Below are 23,139 nucleotides of genomic sequence, written 5' to 3' on the forward strand. Positions count from 1 at the left end.
TATTATTGCACAATATGATTGTCAGTTTTAACGTATACCTTCATTTCTTGCGGTTCCAAAGATTGCGCAGAAAGCCAAGAAATACCTGCTATACCAGCCTTATCGATTTCATCTTTATGAATACGGGCAGACAAAGCAACTTTGCTATGCGATTTCGCAATAAACATAACTGCATCGTGCGAAATTTCTGAAACAGGAATTCTTAAAGATGCATTCGCAGGAATCGTTACGTTTTTTGTAGCAGCTAATACACCATTTAAATCAAATCCTTGCAAACGCACAGCAGTATCTTTATCACTTGAAGAAGAAAGGTATAGAGCTGTTTCATTAGCAGAAACAGGCGATACAATTGCGCCACTACCTTGTACGTTAGATGGTGTAATAAAAGCTACATCTGATTGATTATCTTTGCCATCTTTAGTAATGGACATCATTACTTGAGTAGGAACATCTCCACTTACGCTCAAAGCATTAGCATGCTCCGGAACTTTTCCAAGATCGACAACTTGCAAATGGTGTGCTTTTAACGTCAAATTCTTTACTTCTTTAGAACCTGTATCATTCATCCATGAAAGCGTTACATTACCATCTTTATTTGGCCATACATATAACTTAGATTGATCGCCTTCACTAATACCTGAAAGAATATTTGTATTAGATTGAGTGCTTAATTCATGAACAATATCTACACCTTTTACAGATAAGCCACTCATATGAACGACTTTTACAAATGATGCTATAGGTGTCTGCTCGCTTTCAACTTGCACGTATAATCCAGAAGTCTTAGGAGAGGCAGCAGCAAGATCAAAATATGCATGAGAACGAGCAGGAACAGTAGAAGCACTTCCTGTAGAAAGATTTAACTGATTGCTGCCATGCTCAGCAGACCAAGCTCTAACACGAACAACAGTGGATTTTGAAGCAGCATTAAACGCTTCTAAACGAATAGAAATTCCATCAGCAGATTCTGGAACTAGGAATGTCTGTTTCATAGACGGCATTGAACAGGTAGTTGCAGATAAACCTTTTACGTCACCTTTAGTAGCCCATGAAACCATGGAAGCAGATATTCCAGTGCCAGATCCAACTCGTGACAAATGTCCTTCTAGAACTTGAGCGTCATGATTTACATTATTGTTAGCAATAAAAGCTGACGTATCATCATCAGTTGATTTTGAATTCAACGTAATAGATTGATCATTGTTATCTCGTATGTTACGCAAGCTAGAACTATACACATCTCCAAAAGCACCATAACGAGCAGAAGATTGTAAATCGCCTTCTGATTCGTTATATTCGCTATCACCATATTGAGTCAAATCTGGAAGAGACAATCGAATAGGACAAATAGTTTGCAAACGAGTAGAACCAACACTACTTATAACGCCACTAGATGGAGTATTAGGATTGTCTACAAAGTGAGACATTGGTAAGCATAATGCAACAACACATGCAGAAGCAATAAGTATTATTGCACTAAAAATAGCAAGTGAGACAATACTGACTATTTTGTTCTTGCGATTAATATCTACATCCGCATTTACTTCACCATGCTTAGAGCCCTCATGAGGATTTTTATGCCAGTTCATCTAATTCCTCCTCATGCCTGTCATCTGAACGTTCTATCATTGCATGTCTGCCAAATCGAGGCACGGCAACAATACAGTACAGCAGTAATACCATAGAAGAAACAATAATCCAAGGAACTCTCCACGCAAGAGGCCTAGATCGATAATACGGAGATGTAGAAGACAACGACTTAGAATCAGGCACACCATCAAATCTGCAATAAGTTCCTTGCGGTGATGAAACAACCAATTGTGTACCGTCAGAAGCGTTAACGTGTGCAATTAATTGTTCAGTAGCTTCTTTGTTAACATTACTCACTGTTTGCACAGAAGGATGTAACAATTGTTGTATTGACATAGAAGTTTTATGGGAAACCTGCTTATTTTCTGAACTATTAACAATATAAATACCGCCAATTCCAAGTTGCTTTAACGTTGAAATTGCGCCATTATCTGCATGAGATAACAATTGTGCTGAGGCACGATATATTGCTTTATTGCTTGATGAATCACCAAACATTACTTGTCTAACACGAAGTGCTGGAGATTCGTCTATTGCATCTCCCTTAGATGTTCGCATAATAGAGATTGACAAATCATGGCTACTTTGAGCTCTTAAAGCAAGTATTCGCCGAGTATCGTCTTTTCGCAAATAATCAGAAACAACCATAGGGAGCTCATTGTTATTTGCGCAAATAGATGTAGCAGGTCCGCTCAATACAGCAAAAAGACCCAAAAGAACCGCCATAGTCAACATGCTACTTGCAAGAACAGCGCGTGCTATGCGAATTATGCGCTGCAACAATTGTGCCGCAGAACGACGCATTGCAGCACGTCTACTTGCACGAGTTTTATAGTTATCAAAAATTTGAGACTCAGATTCCTTCGAAGTACGTAGTGGCTCAAAGCGTCGAACAGCTTGACCGGCAACCATGCACATACAAGATAAAATGCCGACAGTAGATAATGCGACTCCAGGCAAAACGCTTGCAGCAACAGGTCCTGAAATATCGGATGCAACTACAACACGAGCGGCAATAAGAGATAACAGCATTCCGGAAATAATCACAACCCACATCATTCGAGAAACTCGCAAAGCAAAAGGCAAAGTTAATGACGTAACAGCCATAACAACAGCTAGAATTGCAAAAATTACCATTATTATTGTTCTTAAGCTCATCAATGGCATATTAATTTCAACATTAGGAGAAGCCATATTAAAAGCGTGCAACAAAACATCAGCGTAATCGCTTACGCGTGGAGCACCTTGCACACTTCTCAATGGCAAAGCCATACTAGAGAACAATTGACGCCACATTCCAGATTCGCCATATCTAATAGCACTTCCTATTGTAGGAAGCAAAACAATTATCGATGGTATAGGCATAAGCGCGAACATAATACGATGAGAGCGCACCATAATAAACGACGCAATAAAAATAACAATAAGAGGCAAAACAAGCTGCGGTTCTGCAGCTACTGGAACCATAAAGCATAATGCTGCGCATGCTGCACATTGAGTGGATTTAACAGGACGCACAGGATCTTCTGTTACGTACATTCCAACAGCATGGAACGCAAAAGCAAATGCTGCAGGCAAAAATGCCATAGTCATTAACATTGGCAAATCACCGCGTGCAAACAAACCAAAAGCAATAGCAATCATAGTCCAGCAAATACCAGCGCATACACGCACAGTATCCGAGCGCGTAAATACGCCAGCAAGAGCCCAAAAACTTAAACACATAGCTGGAGCAGCTAAGAAGAACATTAATGTGACAGCCAATAACGGGTTAGCACCAACCACAATTGATGCGATTGCCCAAATACTTAGCCATGGTGCTGGAGGAATTGCAGGTCCAAAACCATCATCAGGAACCCATGCACCAATAGCAGAATTCCATAGTTGATTGAAATCTGCACCCGTTGGTAACCATTGCTGTGCATTCCAAGAAGCGCCACTTAAAATTTCACGCCATGGAGAGCCATATAAATTCAATATGACTGCAAAAAGAAGAAGAGACGCAAGAATAACAGCACTCCACCTACGCAACACTCGAATATGCAAATGCCGCTTCGCTAGAGGACTCAACAGCACGAAATGCTGTTGAGCTTGGAAAGCAGAACTACGATCACGCCAACGTGCAACTTGATGACGATCTGCGATAAGAGGAACAAGTCGTTTTAATGGAACACGAGTATTCCTTGCAACCCTTCTGCGAGCAAAAACTGCTCTAGGTAATTGCATAATAGCAAGCCATGGCAAAAGCAGACGAATCCACGCTATATAAGGATGTTTAGCAAACAGCGAATGCAAAGCGCCAACGAAACAAGCAGGCAAACTAAGAATCCATATAAGAGGCCACAAAAAAATACTAATATCAGTGTATTTGTAACGCTGCTTAGCTACGAGAGAAGCTGCTACACCATACTTAGATCCTGAATTATTATGATTTCTAGCATCACCGTTACGAGTACGGATACCTTCTAACCTTGCACGCCTGTGTGCGATACGAGCTGAAGGAACTACAACAACACGACCTCCAGATAGACATACTCTACGACAAAAATCTCTTGATTCGCCAAAAGTTGTCATCCATTGTTGCGTACCGCGTAAAGTCTGCCATGCAGTTAATGTGACTAAAGCACCTGCTAGCGATACTGCATACACATCTCCACGCCCATCATACTGTTCTTGATCTGGCTCGCCGTCAACAGTAAGAGTATGAACACCGTGACGCCAAGCATACATTCCAACGTTGTGCAAGATATTTCCTTGCCAATCAACTTGTTTAGCTCCCAATACTGATGCAGTCGGAGTATTGCGCCAAGTTTCACGCAAATATTCTAAGCAATGGAAGTCTGCAGGACGAGAATCATCATGCAAAAGCCATAATGCAGAAACTCCTGCACAAGGCAAAATCTTGCGCAAAGATTTTTCTATTGCATCTCCAAAAGAATGAGCATAAGAAATGGGAATAATAATTATGTGTACAGATTTATTTTCACTATTGTTTACGCGAGTATTATTTACGCGATTAGTATTTGGTCTATATTTTGAATCGCTATCAATTGCATTATTGGAATCGATATTATTAGCATTCTGCAATAATGATTTCCTAGTATTAATTGCTCCCGCAAGCTTAGATGAATTAATTTTTATTTGTAAATTCGTTTGCATAGTCTGCTTTACTCGACTAGCACAATCGACTATTACTAAAGTTCCAGGAAGAATTGATTGACTTAGTACTGCATGTAACGTATCAGCATAAAAACGAGTATCTCGCTCCACACACATCATTGCCATAATGGACGAATCCACATCATGAGGATGCGCATCTTTCGCAGATGACAGCACCTGTAAAACTTCGTCTTCAAATGTAAGATTATGAGCGGTTATCGAATCCATACTTACCAGTTTACGCAGGGGGTATGTATCCGCCAAAACACAAGTCGTAATTCTAAATAAATTTATACATATTTTATTAATTATTTTTGCTCATATTAACCAGTATGCTTCATATAAATTTAATTAGAATATTTGCGTAAACTTATTAAAATTTTCTTTAAAATATCAAATAATATTCAACACAACCAGATGTCATAAATCTCACTGCAGCATGCTATAATTACACGCTATATGTGTCCATTGAATATTGATTTATTTGATGACAAAAGAAATGATATTGCCACAACCTAAAAGGTTACTCATTATTGAGAAAGAAGGTACGATGACAACTTCACGGTATCCTGAAGGCATGCGGTACCAACCAGGCGAAGATTGGAACTCAACTCCTCATCATAGTCTTGGTTATAGAATGATTAACCGCACGCGCAAGATACTGTGCATGTTTGTTATTTCAGTACTTACATTCTTTTCAACAATCATAGCTGCAGTGTGGTTAGATTTTTCTTCTGCTGTAAGTAACAGAGTCATAAACGTTATATCTAAAGATCCAGAAGCTAATCAAACACTTGATATTAACGCAGGCAAACCAGTAACTTTTCTTGTTTTAGGTCAAGATTCTCGAGATGGGAATAATCAGAGCTTTACCCATGACGGCGAAACTGGTGATCATCAGTCAGATACTACTATGGTAGTTCAAATTAGCGCAGATAGATCATACATGAATATCGTTTCTATTCCACGAGATTCTATGGTAAACGCACCAGCATGCGACACTACAAAAGGACATATTCCTGCAAGAAAACATGTGATGTTTAATTCAATTTTCGCCTTAGGATATGCGCAAGGTGGAGATTTAGCTTCAGCAGCATCATGCTCGTTAAAAGCTGTTAATTCACTTACTGGTTTAAATATTCATCATTTTATAGTCGCTGATTTCAGTGGATTAAGCAATATGATTGATGCAGTTGGTGGAGTATCTGTGTGCATCCCAACAGCAACTCGCGATGCCTATACGGGCGTGAATTTCAAACAAGGAATGCAGCATCTTAATGGTCGACTTGCTACTCAATACGCTAGAATGCGTCACGATACAGCAAGCGATGGCTCTGACATAATGCGAACAACAAGACAGCAATACTTGATTAAACAGCTTTTACATCAAGCACTGTCTAAAAACTTATTTACTCAGACAAGTGAGCTTTACCAGCTTGCAAAAGCATCGTTGGGAGCATTGAATATAAGTGAAGGCTTGGCAAATCCTACCACTTTGGTCGGTTTGGCATTAAGCATGCGTAAATTAGATTCTTCACATATTTATGCTCGTACTACTCCTGTTATTCCAGATCCTTATGATCCAAATCGTGTTGTGTGGTCTGATGAAGCAAACAATATTTGGGATTTGATGCGTGAAAATAAACCGCTATCGCTAAATCATAAAACTAACGGCACTAACAAAAAGAATGCCAATAATTCGTCTAAGAATACGAATAATCAAGACAATGAAGATACGGATGACGATAGCAATATAAACGAAAACGACAAGCTTAATAAAACTACAGATCCAAAGAAGATGGGACGTGTTGATCCAAAAACAGGATTAATAAAAAATTCTCAAGGACAACTTATTGATCCAAATACTGGAGGAATTGTAAATCCTGAAAATGGAACTATTCACAATCCACAAACAGGACAATACGTTGGCTTTGCAGACAAGTATGCAAACAATGTACTTTGCGCTGTGCCTAGAAAAAAATAAACACTTAAGCAAGATGTAATCTATGAATATATAATGTACGAACATAAAATTTATATATTATGTATTCATAGTCATTGAAGATACATGCTTATTTTGGAGGATGAATGAATTCGAGATTGTATGAGGACCCTTCTGAAGATAATATAAACCCACCTATCTTCACTCCTTCTCATAATAACGATTCATCTAACTCAAACGTGCCTCCTAGTTTCACTCCAAAACGCGTAAAAAGAGGCAAAATAGAGTCTAATGCGCTTCCATCACAAGCGCCTTCTTTTGCGCCTACAACTCAAAGAACAAGAATCTTAAAAAGTCCAGAACAATGTTCTTCTAGACCTGTTTCTTACACATCGCAATTGCAACCAAGACCAGCACCGCGCACAAGTTCTATTTCACAAATGCGTATTCCAACAACTATAAATAAAGCAGTTGGAAGTACAGCAAAAATACTACCGCACAAACCGCACAGAATTTTACATGCATTTATTGCATTTTTTGTTGTTCTGGCAATAGGTGTAACTGGTTTTGGGGTATATTCATGGAACTGGGTTGACTCAAGAATTAACCGCACTACTTGGCTTACTAGTACTCCTAGCACTCAAGGCAAAGCATGGCTTATTCTTGGCTCTGATCAACGAGAAGGCGAAGAAGCTAAAGAGATAACAGGATTTAGAACAGATACTATTCTTGTATTGACAAAGCCGAGCAATGGTCACAGCTCTCTAATTTCTATTCCTCGAGATTCTCTTGTTTCTTTAAATGGCGAACAAGTAAAAATTAATAGCGTTGCGCAAGCAGCTGGGAATAAAGCATTAACAGCAGCAATAGAAAAAATTACAGGTCATCGCATTGACCATGTTGCAGAAATACGTTTTGGCGGTCTTACTAATGTTGTTAACGCTATAGATGGCATTGATTTATGCTACAACCGTACAGTAAGCGATAAGTTTAGCGGGTTAAATTGGACTTCTGGATGCCATCACGTTGATGGGAATACAGCGTTAGCATTTTCGCGAATGCGATACGCAGATCCAGAATCTGATTTTGGACGAGCTGCACGCCAACGAATGGTTATTGCAGCTATTATGAAAAAAGCTTTAGATCACAATACCTTATTGAATTTTGGAAAAGTAAAAAAGCTTGCTGAAACGGGACTTGCTTCAGTTATTTTTGATGAGAAAACCAATCCAGGAACATTATGGGAAATGGCTCAAGCATTCAAAGAAGCAACTGGACCGTCAGGCATATCTGGAACAGTATATTGGACGAATCCTGACTATCAAGTTCCAGGAGTTGGTTCATCTGTGCTTCTCGATGATGCTAAAAACTTAGATTTATTCAACCAACTTGCATCAGGAACTCATAAACCTGGATCAGTTGGAACTCTTGCAGAGCAACAATAATTTCGAAGTATTGTTGTGTAAACAACACTTCAATTAGATACCACAACTTAGAAAGCACTAAACTCGTATCTTTTAACCACAATCTTGCATAAGTATTGCACAAAAATCAAAAATATTGTCTCATACATTTATGGGCAACAAATCTAATACAGGAATGTCTACAACTAAAGTACTTATGCATGTACAGATGACAGCGAGTATAGTTCCCATATTCGCTCACGTAGCATTGGCTATAATGGCATGGATGCAAGATAATTGGATGATGCTAACCATGATTATTCCAAGCATTATGATGTACATAGCAAGTCTTATTCCACAAATTTTTCAATACATATCTGAGAAAAATTCTGTTCAAAATGTTCAACAAAATCAGCAAATTCAATTATTAAACACTACGCAATCGTCAAATAACGTAACTTATAATCAACAAACTGTAGAAAGTTTGCCAGATACTATTACACCAGTAAGTTTAGAAACATTACTTATGAGAAGAAATGCAATTTCTAATACGCAACATCACTGGAAAGAAGTATTGCAAACATGGTTAAAAAATGCAGGAACATACGACATAAAAAACAAATCCAATAGTATGAAGGAAAATCTAAATACAAATATTTATAACTACTTGCCTAATTCAAAAACTAAACACCTTATAGCTCCACTTGGAATAAGTAATAATGGCTACTGCTATTTAGATTTAATTAACAATGGGCCACATGCTTTAGTTGCTGGAACAACTGGTTCTGGTAAATCAGTACTTCTTACGACTTGGTGTTTAGCTTTGGCTTTTCAATACGGTCCGCAGCAGCTACGGTTTGTTTTTATGGATTTTAAAGGAGGAGCAACTTTTGACATACTATCTAAACTCCCACATGCTATGGGAAATGTGGGAGATTTAAATCTTAAACACGCAATACGCGCTCTAAAAGGTCTCGAACTAGAACTAAATAGACGAGAAAGACTAGTAGCTCATCATGGATGTAATAATATTGCACAAGTAACCCCAGCTGAACCTTCATTGCTTATTGTTATTGACGAATTTCATGCTCTAAAAGATCAACTTCCCGACTACATGCCTCGTCTTATACGAATTGCATCAGTAGGCAGATCTTTGGGAATGCATATTATTGCTGGAACTCAAAATCCACTCGCACAAGTAAGCGCAGATATGAAAGCTAATATTTCTATTAATATTTGCTTGAGAGTTAGAGACGGAATGCAATCGCAAGAATTATTAGGAACAGCGCATGCAGCTAGAATAAGCCCAAATACGCCAGGAGCCGCATATTACAATATTGGAGAAGGAGTAGAAGCTTTGCGATGTGCTCAAAGCAGCAATCCCGCACATTTAGTACGAGCAATACAGTTAGCTGGTAGATTCTGCCATCATGATCATTCTCCAGAATTATTTAGCAAACCATTGCCGTCGATTCTTTCAGCAAAACAACTTGCAGAGTATTCAAATAATTACAAATACAAAAATTCGGAGCAAAAAATATCTCAAAGTTTACGTACTCAAGAATTTTATACGAAGCATATTATTATTGGGTTACAAGACGATACCATACACTTATATCCTGCTCTATTACCAATTCACCTTGGTAATATAGCTGTTATTGGTAGTAGGAAACAAGGCAAAACAACAATATTAAAAATAATTTCTAAAACTTTAAACCTGCCAATATATTCAGGAAAATCACTATATGAACAAAACATTAATAACATTTACAACGAAAATACGCCAATCATTATTGACGATGCAGATGAATTGCTTGATCCGCTAAATACGAGACAAACTGCTATTGCTTTTCAAAAAAGATTAAATAGTAAACAATGCCCAGTTATTATGAGCACTAGCACTTCTCGCTACTTACGTTTACCTGAGCAAGCACCAGTGAGGATAATATTTCCAACAGGAGATGTGGGCACAGATACAATGCTTGGAATACCTTCTGCTTTATCTAAAAGTTTTGATATTGAAGACTATCAACTTCCAGGACGATGTGTTTTAATCACTCCAGGATCAGCAAGTTTAACTCAAATAGTGCACCTAGAATAAAATTATCTATAGTGACGCATCTTGATTTTTACGTGCGCGCATTGCTCGACGCTTTAGAGTTCTACGCTCATCCTCGCTTAATCCTCCCCACACACCGTAATCTTGGTTAGTTTCTAATGCGCATTTTAAACACTCTGTTGCAACATCACATGAGCGACATACTGCTTTTGCTTCTTCAAGCTGTTGAACTGCTGTACCAGCACTTCCAAGAGGAAAGAACAGTTCAGGATCTTTGTCACTACATGCTGCTGTTGTGCGCCAATCAAACGAGTTGCTCATGAATTATTATCCTCATTTCTTACCTACAACGGTGAGCTTTAGAAGTTCCCCTGAATGTAAGGAAATCATGAAAAGAAAGTTTTTTCAAGGTATTTTGCATCTTTATTAGCAATTTTAATTGTTCCTGTACTTTTTACACTAAATGTATAACATTTAATGCACGTTGGAAAACAATTTTTACTAAAGCTACTCAATACCAGATACGCGCAATTTAATGTCTAACACTACCCTAGTTCCGCCCTCTCTTCGAGGAGACCAACGAACTGTACCACCAAAATCGTTAGTGACAAATGTGTTTATAATCTGCGTTCCAAGGCCAGAGCCAGATGGTTTAGCCATTCCATGAGAAGACTCACTATCTATACCATCTCCATCATCTTCAACGACAATATTAAGATTGTCTCCGCCCCTACCAACTGCAATACGAATATGACCTTTTTCACGACCTTCAAAACCATGTTCAACTGCATTCGTCACTAGCTCAGTTAAAACAAGAGATAATGGTGTAGCATCCTGAGCTGCTAATCTGCCAAATTTTCCAACAAAATCAATATCAATATTTTGATTCTGAGACGCCAACTCAATTGACATCTTCAACAAACTCGAAATAACTTTGTCAAAATCAACAATTTCGTCAGCAGTTTGGCTCAAGCCTTCATGAACTAGTGCTATAGTTTGCACACGACGTTGAGCTTCCTCAAGTTCTTTTCTAACTTCAATAGATTTTGTCTTACGAGCTTGCAAACGCAAAAGAGCAGAAACAGCCTGTAAATTGTTTTTTACGCGATGATGTATTTCAGAAATAGTGGCATTTTTAGTACGCAATTCTTGTTCGCGCCGCAAAACTTCAGTAACATCACGGCATAACACTACAGCTCCAACACGATTATTTGGACCCCACAGAGGCAAGGAGCGCATGGAAACTATAGAATGGTTCGCTTCAAGTTCACAATCTACATCAGCTTTTCCAGTTAATACAAGAGGTAAACTTTCGGGAACATTATCGTTCGTATGCAACAACCTAGTGCCAAATTCGCTTAAATATTCACCTTGCATAGTGTTTAATCCGCCAAGTCTGCGGAAACAACTAATGGCATTAGGGGAAGCATAACGAACTATTCCATCGTCTTCTAGCACAATAAAACCATCGGATACTCGAGCATTATGTCGTTGATTTAATACAGATTCACGATATGGGAATTGTTCACGAGGAATCATGTCAAATAAAGTCTTACCAGCATTAATACTTTCAGTTTCATAACGACCATTAGATTCACGCGTTGCCAAATTAGTTTCGCGCATAACCAATCCGAGAGTTTTACCCCTATGACGAACTGGAGCATAAACGTAGCATACAGTAGCTCTACCAATAGAACGTAAGGTCGAAGAGTGGAAACTTGTCTCAGATTTCATCGCCTCATTAAGCTCAGGTACTAAAGAATCATCTAATTTTTTACCTAACAAATCATCAGTACGCAAAGTAATAGCTGTTGAAGGACGACATTGTTCAGCAACAACATAATCACCGTCACCATTTTGAATAATCAGCAGCAAATCTGCGAAACTCAAATCTGCAATAACCTGCCAATCGACCACCAAATGGTGAAGCCACTCACGATCACTGTCATTAAAATCAGGACGAGTAGCAAGAATGTTAGAAAAATCAGCCATAATGTAATAATATATCGAACTCACAGAAAATTCTGTGAGGTATGTTGTTGTTTTAAATAAGAAAAGCCGCTCCTCCTCAATTAAAAGAAGAAGCGGTTTAATAATTTATAAATTACTCTTTAAAACTAGAAACCAAACTTAGCAGCAGTTTCGCGCAAAGTTTCAGCAGAACGCTTCAAAGCAGCCAACTCACGATCAGAAACTGGAGTGTTTAGACGAGAGTTTACACCATTGCGATTAAGCAATGTTGGCACAGACATGCACACATCAGAAATGCCGTGGAAGTCATCGAGCAAAGAAGACACTGGAAGAATGCGGTTAGTATCGCGAAGAACAGCCTCAACAATATCTACACCAGACATAGCAATAGCATAGTTTGTTGCACCCTTACCGTTGATAATCTTGTAAGCAGCGTTAACAACTTCCTGATGGATTTCTTCACGCTTAGCAGCATCAAGTGGCTCATGACCTGGAAGAGCGTTCCAATCGCACATTGGAACACCACCAATGGTTGCAGAAGCCCACAGTGGAACTTCAGAGTCACCGTGTTCGCCAGCAATGTATGCGTGAACGTTCTTAACATTAACGCCAGTGTGCTGAGCAATCAAGAAACGAAGACGAGCGGAATCAAGGTTGGTACCAGAACCAAACATTTGATTTGCTGGAAGACCAGAAAGCTTCATAGAAACGTGCGTAACAACATCAACAGGATTAGTAATCAACATGTAAATTGCGTTAGGAGCAACCTTCACAACGTTCGGAATGATTGACTTCATGATGTTGATAGTGGCACCTGCAAGCTCCAAACGAGTCTGACCTGGCTTCTGGCGAGCGCCAGCAGTAATCACAACCATGTCAGCATCACGGCAAATTTCCACATCGTCAGAACCGGCAATAGAAACTGCAGGATAGAAGCTAGAACCATGCTGCATATCCAAAACTTCAGCTTCAACACGTTCCTTAGCAATATCTTCAAGCACAATCTCACGCGCAACACCACGCTGAGCAGCAGCGAAAGCGAGAGTAGATCCGACCGCGCCGGCACCAATAATTGCAAGCTTAGTTGGCTTAACCTGCGAACTCACCATGAGCAAAAACCTCTTTTCAACAACCTATCACACCCTTATAAGCACACAAAATACCACGATTTATGCATTACTAAGGGCTGCTCTCACATTAAGAGCTTTTGGTATGAACACCTTTACTCTAATCGCACCACCGGAATTTATTATTACAACGCTACTTTCATAAGTTTTGCAGCTAACGATGGTCCAACCCAAGCAATAAGTTCAACCCCCGAATCTACATATTCTGCTTTTTCAACTACACCATTTTCACGAACTTTTGATAATAATCCACCAAACTCGTACGGCAAAGTTACATCTACACGAACACGAGGAGACGGTAACAATTCTTCTAAACGATTGCGCAATATTTGCAAATTTTCGCCACTAAATGCAGAAACAATAACGGCATCAGGATAAAGAGAAGAAAAACGTTCTCGCGCAGCATCACTCATCATGTCTGATTTATTTAATGCCATAATTTGAGGTATATCTCCTACACCAGAAATATTGGCGAGAACTTCGTTTACTGCATTAATTTGCGAAATAGGATCTGGATGCGAACCGTCAACTACATGCAAAATAACATCTGCTTGTCCAACTTCTTCCAAAGTGGATTTAAATGCTTCAACTAGTTGAGTTGGAAGTCTGCGAACAAAACCAACAGTATCTACCAAAGTATAGCTTCTACCATCTTGAGTTTGAGAACGACGTACTGCAGTATCAAGAGTTGCAAACAGTGCATTTTCTACTAATTCTTGTGATCCAGTAAGGCGATTTATAATAGACGACTTGCCAGCATTCGTATATCCAACAACAGCTACAGTTGGAATATCTTGTCGTCTACGAGAACCACGTTTTACATCGCGCGCAGGTGCCATATTCGCAATATCGTGACGAAGTTTAGAAATACGATTGCGAATAGCTCGACGATCCATTTCGATTTTAGTTTCGCCAGGACCTCTAGAACCAATACCAGCATCTCCTGCAGCTCTACCACCAGCCTGCCTAGAAAGAGCAGCACCCCAGCCTCTTAACCTAGGTAGCATATATTGCAATTGAGCAAGCTCAACTTGAGCTTTACCTTCACGGCTTGTAGCGTGCTGAGCAAAAATATCCAAAATAACAGCAGTGCGATCGACAACCTTAACTTTAGTCGCATCTTCTAAAGCTCTACGCTGGCTAGGAGGTAAATCATCGTCAACAATAATCGTATCCGCATCATGCTGAGCAACTACTGCTGCAAGCTCACGCGCTTTACCTGAACCAACATAAGTTGCAGCATCCGGCCTATATCTTTGTTGCAACATGCCATCGCAAACAACAGCACCAGCAGTCTGTGCCAACGCTGCAAGCTCACGCAACGATTCTTCAGCTTGAGCAAGAGTTCCTTTTGCGCTAGACCACACTCCTACTAGCACAACGCGCTCAAGACGAAGCTTTCTATACTCAACTTCGGTAACATCTTGTAATTCGCCAAGGCCAGCTACTCGCTTTAAAGCATTACGAGATTCACGCTCCTGCCAAACTTCATCATGCTTTTCACTGTCAGAAGTAGTGTCTAGAAGCACATCCGAATGAGCATAAAGCACTGCATTATTGGTGAGATTATGCTCATTCATATTATTAGAATCATTTTCGAGGGAGGAAAAATCGTTTGAATTAAGCACATCATCTCGCCCGGATGCCACATTACTATCCACCAACTGTCCCTCCTCTATTTCATTGTAAATAGCGTTTTACAACGTTTGTCTTATTATGGTAACTTGAGACGACAATATATGAACACAACATATATGTATGATATGTAAATAAAGATACAATAGAAAAAAGTATATTAATAAATTTAAATTTATAGGCGAAATACGGTATTTTTGAGCGAGATCATGGACAGTCATCAACAATTTAAACAATACGATAAAACCAAATCACCAAAATCAGAAAAAACGCAAAAAATCAGTGGCGAACAATACTTTTCTGCAACACCATCATCTTGCGATGAGCGAAGAACGTTACATGTAACTTTGAGAAATCATGAAACTGTTGTACAAGTTTCAAACGGAGTATTTAGTGCTTCTAAGCTTGATTTAGGCACGTCTGTGCTACTAAAACATGCTCCAAAACCACCGGAAAATGGCAAATTCCTTGATATTGGATGCGGATGGGGGCCTATCAGCATTGCAATGGGCTTAGAATCTCCAGAAGCTGAGATTGTAGCTGTAGATGTAAATGAGCGCGCGCTAGAGCTTACTGAGCTAAACGCAAAAAACGCTGGCTTAAAGCATATTCGCACTTCTTTAGTAGATGACGCTTTAAAAGAAAATAATACTTTGGAATTTAATAATTTTGATCTCATATGGTCCAATCCCCCAATTCGCGTTGGAAAAGAAATGCTGCACGACATTTTGATGACTTGGATTCCGCGTTTAAAAGTAGGAGGAGCAGCTTACTTAGTTGTGCAAAAAAATCTTGGCTCAGACTCACTTATTCCTTGGCTTGCTGAAAATCTTGGCGAAAACTACATAGTTGAAAAATATGCAAGTTCTAAAGGATACCGAATTATAGAAGTAATAAAAACGAAATAATAAAACGTACTAATACTAAAGAAGTACTAAAAAGCAAAAATCTACGAAAAGAAATATACACTATGAAATTCGACTACCCTGCTGAGCTTCCTATTTGCGCAGCACACGACGAAATAATAGAAGCAATTAAGTCTTCACAAGTCGTGATTGTTTCCGGACAGACTGGCTCCGGTAAAACTACGCAAATCCCAAAAATGGTGCTTGAGCTTGGAAGAGGCGGAAGAGGTAAGCAAATCGTGCACACTCAGCCTCGCCGTTTAGCTGCACGCACTGTTGCTGAGCGAATCGCAAACGAAATGGAAGTAAAACTAGGCGAAGAAATCGGCTATCAAGTGCGATTTACCGACGAAAGTTCACCTAAAACAAAGCTCCGAATTGTTACTGACGGTATTTTACTTGCGCAAATTCAGCGAGATCCTCTTCTTACTAAATACGACACGATTATTATTGACGAAGCTCACGAACGCAGTCTTAACATTGACTTTTTGCTAGGATATTTAACGACTTTACTTCCGCAAAGACGCGATTTGAAGCTGATTATTACTTCAGCAACAATAGATTCTGCAAAATTCCGTGAACATTTTGAGCAAGCTTTACACATAAAAGTTCCTGTTATTGAAGTTTCTGGACGCACTTACCCTGTGCGAGTTCTTTATGAACCACTTGGATCCGCTCCTTCACTTATGCAACACGTCCCCGGCTTTGCAGACATAACAATGGATGAGGAAACTGCTGCAGAAAGCCAATCTAACGAAAGCAATCGAGACGATATTACAGATGAAGATATGACATCTGCAGTAACTCGCGCATGTGCTCAATTAGTGATTCATTCAATCCACGAGCAAGGCGCGCGCGACATTATGGTTTTCGCTTCTGGCGAGCGCGATATTCGAGAGTTTGAAGCAGGATTACGCTCATATTTTGGCACTCGAGCAAGTGATATGAAGCGAGCTGATGCTATTGAAATAGTGCCGCTTTTTGCGCGTCTTTCTGCAAAAGATCAGCATCGAGTATTTGAACATCACTCTCATCAACGCATTGTTATTGCTACGAACGTTGCTGAAACTTCGCTTACTGTTCCTGGGATTCGATACGTTGTCGATCCTGGTTTTGCGAGAATTAGCAGATATTCTAAGTCTGCAAAAGTGCAAAGACTTCCTATAGAGCCAATTTCTCAAGCGAGCGCAGATCAGCGTTCTGGGCGATGCGGACGAATCGCGGACGGAATTGCTATTAGACTTTACTCGCGCGAAGATTACGAAACTCGCCCTCGTTTTACCGATCCTGAGATTCTGCGCACTTCGCTTGGAGCAGTAGTATTGCACATGCTTTCAGTAGGAGTTGCTAAAACTGGCGAAGATATTACAAATTTCGGTTTTATTGACCCTCCTGATATGAAAGCAGTAAGCGACGGCTTTAATGAGCTTAACGAGCTTGGCGCAATAAATAGAAAATCAGGTTTCATCACTTTAACTCATATTGGCCGCGAGCTTTCTAAATTGCCGATTGACATTCGTTTAGGACGCATGATTATTGAAGCGGCGCGTAAAACAACTCCGAATACTCTTGCAGCTGTGCTGGTAATTGTTGCGTTTTTGAGTTTGCAAGATCCTCGCGAGCGCCCCGAAGAACAGCGTGAAGAAGCGGATAGACTTCATAATCGTTATGCGGATGAAACAAGCGATTTCTTAACTGCTTTAAATATTTGGGATTATATTTTCCAAGCAGACGGAAATATGAGCAATAATGCTCTTCGCAAACTTTGTAAAGCGGAATTCTTCCACTTTTTGCGTTTAAAACAGTGGAAAGATTTAGTTAATCAACTTCAAGACTTGTGTAAAGAGTTGCATTATAAAGTTGGCGAGCCTATTCCATCTAAAAGAGTATCTTTGGAAATTCGTCAGCTTCCTAATAATCAACAGGCTGCTCACAGCTTGTGCTGCTCTTGGGATTCGCAAGGAATACACTCGTCGATGCTTGCAGGATTGCTTTCTATGTTGGGAATGCAAGTAGTGCGTGAACCAAAAGCTTCAGATTTTGCTAATTTGCATGGATCAGCAAAAATTCGAGCTATGAAACGCGCTCAAAAAATGGCTAAAAACGACTATCAAGGCGCACGCGGAGGAAGATTCGCAATATTCCCAGCTTCATCTGTTTCGAAAACAACTCCTTCATGGGTTATGTGTACGCAATTAGTTGAAACATCTAGACTTTGGGCAAGATATTGCGCACAAGTCGATCCTGCTTGGGCCGAGCCTCTTGCTAAAAATCTTACTAGAATCACGTATTCTGACGCTCATTGGAGTGCTTCTAAAGGTGCTGCTGTAGCAAAATCTAAAGTATTACTATACGGATTGCCTATTGTTCAAGATCGTACAGTTCAATGGACTAGAGTTAATCCTTACGAAGCTCGTATGATTATGATTCGTCAAGGCTTAGTTGAAGCAGATGTGCAACAGCGTTTTGCACACGATGAGTTTATTGTAAATAATCACAATGTGCTTGAAGATGCAGATAATCAAGCAAATCGCACTCGTCAAATAAGCGAAACTGTAAACGACGAAGATTTATTTACTTTTTACGACACTCGCATTCCTCAAGAAGCAACTACTATTGCAGCTCTTGCAAAATGGTGGAAAGATAACCGCGAAGAAAATCCACACAAGTTAGACTTTAATCCCGATGAAGTTGAACGTTTACAAACTACGCAAAGTACTGATTTAGCTGACTATCCTGACCATTGGGATACAGTTGGTACAGATGGTCAGATTATAAGGTTGCGTTTAAGTTATGTGTATGATCCGGCTAATCCTTTGGACGGCGTAACTGTGCATGTGCCGCTTTACGTACTTTCGCGCTTAACTCCTGAAGAATTTACTTGGAATGTTCCAGGTTTATTAGATGAGCTTATTATTGGCATGATTAAATCTTTGCCTAAAGCTCTACGAGTACAGTTTGTTCCAGCTCCTGATACTGCTCAAAAAATTCGCTCTTGGATTGACGAACATTACGACGAGCTTCCTGGGACTGGAGAAACAGAAAGCAATATAAAAAGCGAATGGCAAGATTTTAGAGAAGTTTTCACTAAAGCTGCAATTTGTGTAGTTGGAGCGCAAATACATCCTGAAGTTTTCGACGACGAGCAAATAAGCAAACTCTCACCATACTTGCGCATGACGTTTAGTGTTGAAGAGAGAAAAGCTAACGAAAATCGCAATAAACCTGCAGGTCGTAACAAGTACTCTAATCGCGTAAAACCTACTATTCTTGGAACCGACAAATCATTAATTGCATTGCAACAGCGTTTTGCAAAAGAAGCACAAGAATCTGCACGAGAAGTTGTAAATTTCAAAGCAAATAAAGCTGCACAAGCTGGAAATGTAATTGAACGAGCAGATTTATTACACAAATCTGGTGCTACAAATCTTTCGCGCGCACAAATGGTTTGGCAAAGTGCATTGAATATGCTGCATTTAGACAATAAGCGTATTACTTCTCGCTGGCTTGGCGCTGAATCTTTAATGCTCGCAGCTGCACCTTATTCAACTTCTAACGCTTTAGCAGAAGACTTGCAAATGGCTGCAGTAAAACGACTAATTGCGAACACAGATAATATTACTGACGACAATTTATTACGCGAAACTGTTGCCAACATTTCCGAAATATACGAGGATACGGTATACGATGTAGCTCACGATGTGATTGCTATATTAAAGCGTGATGCGGAAGTTAGTAAAGCTGTTTCTGGCAAGGCTGATTTGCCGTTGCTTTCAGTGTTGCAATCAATCCGCGAACACACTGCAAGTCTTGTATACGGAGGGTTTATTGCCAAAACTCCATCTGATTCTCTGCCTCGTATTGAACGCTACTTGCATGCAGACGTGATTCGTCTTACTAAAGCTAAGGCAGACAAAAACCGTGACGTACGTTGGGCTTGGCAGGCAGATGAAGCACATAAGCTTGTAGTAAAAGCTCAAGAAGACGCTCAGAAAATCCCATCAGGACCAGCACATGACGAGTCACAAATAATCGCTGAGAAATTACGTTGGATGTGCGAAGAATTCTATGTATCTCTTTGGGCGCAAGAATTGGGAACTGCATATCCGATTAGCATACAACGCATGCGAAAGATGATTGGCGGAAGGTGAAAGCTGTTTCGCATATATGCATATATTTTTTCTTAGCGCTTGCAATGTTGTAAACAATATTGCTCATAACGTTGCAAACAAACTTTATTTGCACAGTTGCTAAGCTATTGCTAAATCGTCTCTTATTGCTTTTGCTTTTACTATTATTTTGGTCTTATTCTTGATCTTCGTTTACTTCAATTGCATTGCTTTCTTTAGTAATAAAGTTTCTGAATGTAAATACGATAATTCCTAATAATGCAACAGCAGCACACATAAGAGATATGTTTGCAAATCCAGACGAAATACCAGAAGCACCCGTTATAGAATTTCCACTCAGCATGTTTTTATCTAATATTCCGTCAAAAATTACTACACCAACAGACGCAGAAACACTAATAGCTAAATCATTCATTCCGCACCCTCTTCCAGATTCTTCAACTGGAAGAGACGAAAGAATTGTTGAGGCCAGTGGAGAATACACCATTCCACAACCTGCATAATAAACGCATGCACATAAAGCTATGGCTAAGAATCCAGAATTTATTAATACTGCAATACCAATCCATCCGCAAAGTATAAACAATATTGCTAATAATAAACCTGTTTTTCTTCCTATACGACTAATTATTAAGCCTGAGCATGAACCGAATATTGCAGCAACAATAAAAGCCCAAACTAAATAAGAAGCTACTTGTGAAGTAGTCATGTTATACAAAGTTTTTCCAACTCTATTGAACAGTGGGCTTATGCAATAATTTGTGAAGTATATTATGCCCATCAAAATTATGCCAGAAAGCCAACGAATATTTTTAAAGAAAGCTGGTGTAACAAACGGCTCTTTAGCTTTACTAATGTAAATACCAAAAATTATAAACAATATAATTGCTGAAATAAGCATCAACAAGTTTCTGTATGAAATGAACAATGTAAGAGATGCAACAGCAAATCCAAAGACTGTAAAACCAACAACATCAATTTTTTTACCATTGCCGTTTTTTGTTGGTAAATAATGCAATAATGCCGGCAATATTAGAATAGTTAATGCTGGAATTAAGAATAAATATTGCCAAGCAATAGAGCTTAACAATCCCGCTGAAAACACTCCAATACATGCAGAAAGCTGGTACGATGCTGTAAATAATCCGAAGAAGATAACTTTCAAATCATTTCGCAAATATTTTGTTGCAATTACTAAGAATGATGAACCTGCTACTTGTTCACCAGTTGTTTGCATAATACGAGCAGCAATAACTGTCCACAAATTTGGCTCAAAACAAGAATTAGCTACAAATCCAAAAACTGAGCCTATAAACAAAGATGTTAATCCAATAGTTACTAGCTTTTTTAATGACACAAAGTCGCCTAAAGAACCGTAAATAAAGCATACAATTCCTAAAATAATGCCAGGTAAACCAGTTATAAGAGGCGCTTGATCAACAGCTTTCACATCTATACCAACTTGTTTATAAACAAGATTGAAACCTTGCAAGCACAAGGTGCTAATAACAAATGTAATAAGCAGTAGTATTAACGCACGAACAGCAACCTTATCGCGCTTTTCTGGGTCATCATAAGGATCCACAGAAGAACAATCAAATCGTTTAGTCCCAATCATCACCGTCTTACTCCCCTACAACAGCCTAATAATTCCAAATATTTATGCAGAAAACTACTGCAAATAAATCAATCTGCTCTAACAATCTAAAGTTAATCGCAACAAATTCTTCGCGCGTAGCTACTCAATCGGATAATTCTACAGTTTGATAGTTACAATCAACAATAAAAGTTAGGAACAATTTTAAAAAATAATCACAATAATAAAATGATTCGCATATCACTTATAATGTAACAAGCTAAGTAGGAGGAAACATGGTGCAGAGAAGAAAGAAACATGATTCTATTCATGTCAACCTAAATAGTGGACATAATAGTGGTGCTCATCACAATAAAAACAACAGTTCATTAAAGCATAAGTTTTACTCCAATAAAATTTTACGAAACATTATTATTGCTGTCATAGGCATTGCTATTATCATTCCTGTTGTTCAGTGGATACGTTGGGAACAGACTGTTTCTAATCTTCGCAACAAACAAGAACAACTTGTGTCACGCTTCGATTTTAATCCAGGCAATATTATTTCTGATTCTCAATTTTTTGACGATAACGCAATGAGTAAAGACGAAGTACGCAATTTTATACGCAAAAAAGGAGCAAAATGCACTGGTAAAAATTGCTTAAAAAATGCGTACTTTAATACTCACACTATTCCTGCCGATTCACTATGCTCAAAGTATCAAAGTGTAAGCAAAGAATCTTCTGCAGACATAATATACAAATCAGCAAAAGCATGTCATATCAGTCAACGAGTATTACTTACCATGCTGCAAAAAGAACAACATCTTGTAACAGACACTGATCCTAGCGATTTCCAATACAAATCAGCTATGGGATTAGATTGTCCAGATGATTCTCATTGCAACCCACGTTTTGCAGGATTCTTTAAACAAGTAATTGGTTCCGCAAGAAGATATAGATATTATCTTCTTCATAACGATCAATATAACTACCACCCTAACACGATTAACACAATTCAATATTCGCCAAATAAATCATGCGGATCTAGCAATGTTTATATCGAAAATAAGGCTACTGCATTACTTTATATCTATACTCCTTATCAGCCAAATATAGAATCGTTAAAAGCTGGATACGGCGAAGGAAATTCGTGCTCAGCATATGGAAATCGCAATTTTTCATTGATTTATTCTGCATGGTTCGGAGATCCTCGCAAATAATATTCGTTAGATCAATATAGGAATACAATCTCGGTGTATAAGCTTCGAGGTATACTTAAATGCCTAATTTTTGGCACAATTGGTTAAAGATTACAAATTAACTGCTTCTATATTTAACAAAAACAACAAAGACTCACTTATTACAGATTTAATTTTTAATGCGAAAGTTGATGATGATTTTGTTTTAGGCAGAGAATCATGGTGGAAAGAAGTATTAAAAAGTGAGGATTTTGGCTATAACGGTAATTAATTTAAATAATCATTAGAAATAAGCTTCACCAATACAATATCAAAAGATTAGTATTCAGCGTATGAAAAAGATTTGATAGCGTGCAAGCAAAGTAATACAAAAATGGCCACTAACCAATCAGCCCAACACGACTGCAAGCTAGTGGCCACTAACATATTGAGTAAATAAT

14 protein-coding genes are annotated in these 23,139 nt (G+C 38.9%); 7 read left to right on the forward strand and 7 right to left on the reverse strand.

The genetic code is table 11. From position 1 onward, the window contains the following. Nucleotides 1–2 precede the first annotated feature (2 nt). Together P0108_RS06130 and P0108_RS06135 are read right to left on the reverse strand one after the other, a co-directional pair. The gene (locus tag P0108_RS06130; RefSeq protein ID WP_012914043.1) at nt 3–1,589 is read right to left on the reverse strand and encodes a DUF5719 family protein; all 1,587 of its coding nucleotides are present in this window, start codon (nt 1,587–1,589) and stop codon (nt 3–5) included. After that, nucleotides 1,576–4,977 carry a glycosyltransferase family 2 protein gene (locus P0108_RS06135; protein WP_076002781.1) on the reverse strand — a complete coding sequence of 1,134 codons (3,402 nt, stop codon included), beginning with the start codon at nt 4,975–4,977 and terminating at the stop codon, nt 1,576–1,578. The genes P0108_RS06130 and P0108_RS06135 overlap by 14 nt, the downstream gene beginning before the upstream one ends. A gap of 322 nt (nt 4,978–5,299) precedes the next feature. Between P0108_RS06135 and P0108_RS06140 the strand changes: the two genes are divergently transcribed. The 3 genes from P0108_RS06140 (at nt 5,300) to P0108_RS06150 (ending at nt 10,195) form a co-directional block, all read left to right on the forward strand. Beyond that, nucleotides 5,300–6,733: an LCP family protein gene (locus P0108_RS06140; RefSeq protein ID WP_033888681.1), complete on the forward strand. Its 1,434-nt coding sequence runs from the start codon at nt 5,300–5,302 to the stop codon at nt 6,731–6,733. Nucleotides 6,734–6,837: 104 nt separating this feature from the next. After that, nucleotides 6,838–8,136, forward strand: coding sequence for an LCP family protein (locus P0108_RS06145; RefSeq protein ID WP_012914040.1), 1,299 nt, complete (start codon nt 6,838–6,840; stop codon nt 8,134–8,136). Nucleotides 8,137–8,371: 235 nt separating this feature from the next. Then, nucleotides 8,372–10,195, forward strand: coding sequence for an FtsK/SpoIIIE domain-containing protein (locus P0108_RS06150; protein ID WP_285089391.1), 1,824 nt, complete (start codon nt 8,372–8,374; stop codon nt 10,193–10,195). Nucleotides 10,196–10,201: 6 nt separating this feature from the next. On the opposite strand, the gene P0108_RS06155 is transcribed toward P0108_RS06150, so the two are convergent. From P0108_RS06155 to hflX, 4 genes are all read right to left on the reverse strand, one after another. After that, nucleotides 10,202–10,474 carry a WhiB family transcriptional regulator gene (locus P0108_RS06155; protein WP_004110789.1) on the reverse strand — a complete coding sequence of 91 codons (273 nt, stop codon included), beginning with the start codon at nt 10,472–10,474 and terminating at the stop codon, nt 10,202–10,204. Nucleotides 10,475–10,660: 186 nt separating this feature from the next. Beyond that, nucleotides 10,661–12,145 (reverse strand): sensor histidine kinase, encoded by a 1,485-nt coding sequence (locus P0108_RS06160; RefSeq protein WP_004110792.1) that lies wholly within the window; start codon nt 12,143–12,145, stop codon nt 10,661–10,663. A 125-nt stretch (nt 12,146–12,270) separates the two neighbouring features. Continuing rightward, nucleotides 12,271–13,233, reverse strand: coding sequence for an L-lactate dehydrogenase (locus P0108_RS06165; RefSeq protein WP_004107125.1), 963 nt, complete (start codon nt 13,231–13,233; stop codon nt 12,271–12,273). 143 nt (nt 13,234–13,376) lie between these two features. Further along, the gene (hflX, locus tag P0108_RS06170) at nt 13,377–14,831 is read right to left on the reverse strand and encodes a GTPase HflX (RefSeq protein ID WP_119522939.1); all 1,455 of its coding nucleotides are present in this window, start codon (nt 14,829–14,831) and stop codon (nt 13,377–13,379) included. 264 nt (nt 14,832–15,095) lie between these two features. Here hflX and P0108_RS06175 point away from each other — a divergent pair, with 264 nt between their 5' ends. Beyond that, a complete protein-coding gene (locus P0108_RS06175) occupies nt 15,096–15,794 on the forward strand; it encodes a class I SAM-dependent methyltransferase (protein WP_004110795.1) in 699 nt (232 codons plus the stop codon). A gap of 62 nt (nt 15,795–15,856) precedes the next feature. Beyond that, nucleotides 15,857–19,942, forward strand: coding sequence for an ATP-dependent RNA helicase HrpA (gene hrpA / locus P0108_RS06180; RefSeq protein ID WP_102155269.1), 4,086 nt, complete (start codon nt 15,857–15,859; stop codon nt 19,940–19,942). Between the two features lie 154 nt (nt 19,943–20,096). Here hrpA and P0108_RS06185 read toward each other — a convergent pair whose 3' ends face one another. After that, nucleotides 20,097–21,539, reverse strand: coding sequence for an MFS transporter (locus P0108_RS06185; protein ID WP_174182805.1), 1,443 nt, complete (start codon nt 21,537–21,539; stop codon nt 20,097–20,099). 254 nt (nt 21,540–21,793) lie between these two features. Between P0108_RS06185 and P0108_RS06190 the strand changes: the two genes are divergently transcribed. Together P0108_RS06190 and P0108_RS06195 are read left to right on the forward strand one after the other, a co-directional pair. After that, on the forward strand, nt 21,794–22,720 hold the full coding sequence (locus P0108_RS06190) for a hypothetical protein (protein ID WP_012914035.1): 927 nt from the start codon (nt 21,794–21,796) through the stop codon (nt 22,718–22,720). Between the two features lie 70 nt (nt 22,721–22,790). Further along, nucleotides 22,791–22,970 carry a GIY-YIG nuclease family protein gene (locus P0108_RS06195; RefSeq protein WP_041160484.1) on the forward strand — a complete coding sequence of 60 codons (180 nt, stop codon included), beginning with the start codon at nt 22,791–22,793 and terminating at the stop codon, nt 22,968–22,970. Nucleotides 22,971–23,139 lie beyond the last annotated feature (169 nt).

The organism is Gardnerella sp. c10Ua_244, assembly GCF_055818055.1.

Bases quoted from the DNA above. Each gene is read 5' to 3' on its own strand.
- P0108_RS06130 (WP_012914043.1), bottom strand. From the start codon at position 1,589: ATGAACTGGCATAAAAATCCTCATGAGGGCTCTAAGCATGGTGAAGTA.
- P0108_RS06135 (WP_076002781.1), bottom strand. From the start codon at position 4,977: ATGGATTCGATAACCGCTCATAATCTTACATTTGAAGACGAAGTTTTA.
- P0108_RS06140 (WP_033888681.1), top strand. From the start codon at position 5,300: ATGACAACTTCACGGTATCCTGAAGGCATGCGGTACCAACCAGGCGAA.
- P0108_RS06145 (WP_012914040.1), top strand. From the start codon at position 6,838: ATGAATTCGAGATTGTATGAGGACCCTTCTGAAGATAATATAAACCCA.
- P0108_RS06150 (WP_285089391.1), top strand. From the start codon at position 8,372: ATGGCATGGATGCAAGATAATTGGATGATGCTAACCATGATTATTCCA.
- P0108_RS06155 (WP_004110789.1), bottom strand. From the start codon at position 10,474: ATGAGCAACTCGTTTGATTGGCGCACAACAGCAGCATGTAGTGACAAA.
- P0108_RS06160 (WP_004110792.1), bottom strand. From the start codon at position 12,145: ATGGCTGATTTTTCTAACATTCTTGCTACTCGTCCTGATTTTAATGAC.
- P0108_RS06165 (WP_004107125.1), bottom strand. From the start codon at position 13,233: ATGGTGAGTTCGCAGGTTAAGCCAACTAAGCTTGCAATTATTGGTGCC.
- hflX (WP_119522939.1), bottom strand. From the start codon at position 14,831: ATGAATGAGCATAATCTCACCAATAATGCAGTGCTTTATGCTCATTCG.
- P0108_RS06175 (WP_004110795.1), top strand. From the start codon at position 15,096: ATGGACAGTCATCAACAATTTAAACAATACGATAAAACCAAATCACCA.
- hrpA (WP_102155269.1), top strand. From the start codon at position 15,857: ATGAAATTCGACTACCCTGCTGAGCTTCCTATTTGCGCAGCACACGAC.
- P0108_RS06185 (WP_174182805.1), bottom strand. From the start codon at position 21,539: ATGATTGGGACTAAACGATTTGATTGTTCTTCTGTGGATCCTTATGAT.
- P0108_RS06190 (WP_012914035.1), top strand. From the start codon at position 21,794: ATGGTGCAGAGAAGAAAGAAACATGATTCTATTCATGTCAACCTAAAT.